This is a genomic window from Pseudomonas sp. Kh14 (assembly GCF_900291005.1).
GTDB classification, from domain to species: Bacteria; Pseudomonadota; Gammaproteobacteria; order Pseudomonadales; family Pseudomonadaceae; genus Aquipseudomonas; species Aquipseudomonas alloputida.
Genome location: NZ_OLKJ01000042.1, coordinates 1 through 3,521, shown reverse-complemented (window position 1 = coordinate 3,521; position 3,521 = coordinate 1). Strand labels below are relative to the sequence as shown.

Genomic DNA, 3,521 nt, shown 5'->3' with positions numbered 1-3,521 from the left:
TTGGGCGGTGCCGCGAAAGTGGATGTCACCGACACCCTCGATGAAGTCGTGGCCAAGCTGACTGCCACCCCGTCGGTCACCGAAGGCGGTGAGATCACCTACACCATCACGCTGACCAACAAAGACGGTCTGCCGATCAACAACCACTCGGAGCTTTACTTCAAGCTGACCGACGGCACCACTGTCGTCGTGGCGGCCAACAGCACCACGGGTTCGGCGACTGCAACTGCCCCGGACAACGTCTATGTCGGCACTAACCAGCCGGTGGTCAATGCCATCGACGCCGTTAGCGGCGCTGATGCGTGGAAGTTCGAAAACCTGAACCTGGACAAGACCCCGGTCAGCACCGAGGTCACCGACGAGCCAGGTACCCCAGGCAACGAAGGCGATATCATCAAGGTCACCATCACGGCCGACCAGACCTCGGTGGCCGAGAACGTCAAACCGACCTTCACCGTGCACGTCAACCAGCCGCTGGCTCACGACCTGGTCGTGACCCTGAGCAACAATGCCCAGGTCACCATCAAGGCCGGTGAAACCAGTGCGCCGTACACCCACGACGCACAGGGCGATGACGTCTACCAGGATGCGGGCCAGATCAGCCTGGGCATCAACTCGGCAGTAGACGCCACTGGCGCTGCGTTCGAGAACCTCGAGTTGGGCGGTGCTGCTTCGGTCCAAGTAACCGACACCACCGACGAAGTGGTGGCCAAGCTGACCGCCACCCCTTCGGTCACCGAAGGCGGCGAGATCACNCAAGTAACCGACACCACCGACGAAGTGGTGGCCAAGCTGACCGCCACCCCTTCGGTCACCGAAGGCGGCGAGATCACTTACACCATCACGCTGACCAACAAAGACGGTCTGCCGATCAACAACCACTCGGAGCTGTACTTCAAGCTGACCGACGGCACCACCGTCGTCGTGGCAGCCAACAGCACCACCGGTTCGGCGACTGTAGCTGCACCAGACAACGTCTATGTCGGCACCAACGCGCCGGTGGTCAATGCCATCGACGCCGTCAGCGGCGCTGATGCGTGGAAGTTCGAAAACCTGAACCTGGACAAGACCCCNCCGGTGGTCAATGCCATCGACGCCGTCAGCGGCGCTGATGCGTGGAAGTTCGAAAACCTGAACCTGGACAAGACCCCCGTCAGCACCGAGGTGACCGACGAGCCAGGCACCCCGGGCAACGAAGGCGATATCGTCAAGGTCACCATCACGGCCGACCAGACGTCGGTGGCCGAGAACGTCAAACCGACCTTCACCGTGCACGTCAACCAGCCGCTGGCCCACGACCTGATCGTGACCCTGAGCAACAACGCCCAGGTCACCATCAAGGCCGGTGAAACCAGCGCGCCGTACACCCACGACGCACAGGGCGATGACGTCTACCAGGATGCTGGCCAGATCAGCCTGGGCATCAACTCGGCAGTAGACGCCACTGGTGCTGCGTTCGAGAACCTGCAACTGGGCGGCAACGCTTCGGTTCAAGTGACCGACACCCTCGACGAAGTCGTGGCGAAGCTGACCGCGACCCCTTCGGTGACCGAAGGCGGCGAGATCACCTACACCGTCACGCTGACCAACAAAGACGGCCTGCCGATCAACAACCACTCGGAGCTGTACTTCAAGCTGACCGACGGCACCACTGTCGTCGTGGCAGCCAACAGCACCACCGGTTCGGCCACTGTAGCCGCCCCGGACAACGTCTATGTCGGCACCAACGCGCCGGTGGTCAATGCCATCGACGCGGTCAGCGGCGCAGATGCGTGGAAGTTCGAAAACCTGAACCTGGACAAGACCCCGGTCAGCACCGAGGTCACCGACGAGCCAGGCACTCCAGGCAGCGAAGGCGACATCGTCAAGGTCACCATCACAGCCGACCAGACTTCGGTAGCCGAGAACGTCAAACCAACCTTCACTGTGCACGTCAACCAGCCGCTGGCCCACGACCTGGTCGTGACCCTGAGCAACAATGCCCAGGTCACCATCAAGGCCGGTGAGACCAGCGCGCCGTACACCCACGACGCGCAAGGCGATGACGTCTACCAGGACGCTGGCCAGATCAGTCTGGGCATCACGTCCGCTGTGGATGTAGACGGTCACACCTTCGAGAACCTGGAACTGGGCGGTGCTGCTTCGGTTCAAGTGACCGACACCCTCGACGAAGTGGTGGCCAAGCTGACCGCGACCCCTTCGGTCACCGAAGGCGGTGAGATCACCTACACCATCACGCTGACCAACAAAGACGGCTTGCCGATCAACAACCACTCGGAGCTGTACTTCAAGCTGACCGACGGCACCACTGTCGTTGTGGCAGCCAACAGCACCACCGGTTCGGCGACTGCAACCGCCCCGGACAACGTCTATGTCGGCACCAACGCGCCGGTGGTCAATGCCATCGACGCGGTCAGCGGCGCTGATGCATGGAAGTTCGAAAACCTGAACCTGGACAAGACTCCAGTCAACACCGAGGTGACCGACGAGCCAGGCACTCCAGGCAGCGAAGGCGACATCGTCAAGGTCACCATCACGGCCGACCAGACCTCGGTGGCCGAGAACGTCAAACCGACCTTCACCGTGCACGTCAACCAGCCGCTGGCCCACGACCTGGTCGTGACCCTGAGCAACAATGCCCAGGTCACCATCAAGGCCGGTGAAACCAGCGCGCCGTACACCCACGACGCGCAAGGCGATGATGTCTATCAGGATGCGGGCCAGATCAGCCTGGGCATCAACTCGGCGGTGGATGCCACTGGTGCTGCGTTCGAGAACCTCGAGTTGGGCGGTGCCGCGAAAGTGGATGTCACCGACACCCTCGATGAAGTCGTGGCCAAGCTGACCGCCACCCCGTCGGTCACCGAAGGCGGCGAGATCACCTACACCATCACCCTGACCAACAAAGACGGCCTGCCGATCAACAACCACAGTGCATTGACCTTCACCCTGAGCGACGGCAAAACCGTCATCACTGTGCCGGCCAACGGCACCGTGGGTACTGCCACCGTGGCTGCCCCGGACAACGTCTACGTCGGCGCTAACGACCCTGTCGTGATGTCGATCGCTACCGTTGAAGGTGCGGACGTTGGCAAGTTCGAGCAACTGACACTCGACAAAACCCCGGTCAGCACTACCGTGACCGACGAGCCAGGTACGCCGGGCAACGAAGGCGACTTGGTCAAAGTCACCATCACGGCCGACCAGACCTCGGTGGCCGAGAACGTCAAACCGACCTTCACTGTGCACGTCAACCAGCCGCTGGCCCACGACCTGGTCGTGACCCTGAGCAACAACGCCCAGGTCACCATCAAGGCCGGTGAAACCAGCGCGCCGTACACCCACGACGCACAGGGCGATGACGTCTACCAGGACGCAGGCCAGATCAGTCTGGGCATCACGTCCGCTGTGGATATAGACGGTCACACCTTTGAGAACCTGGAACTGGGTGGTGCTGCTTCGGTTCAAGTGACCGACACCCTCGACGAAGTCGTGGCCAAGCTGACCGCCACCCCGTCGGT

Annotated in this window: 1 protein-coding gene; it reads left to right on the top strand. The window is 61.9% G+C overall.

What is annotated here, in order from left to right:
• A partial coding sequence (locus tag FQ668_RS27230; RefSeq protein WP_369333840.1) for an immunoglobulin-like domain-containing protein occupies window positions 1-3,521 on the top strand: 3,521 nt, incomplete at both ends.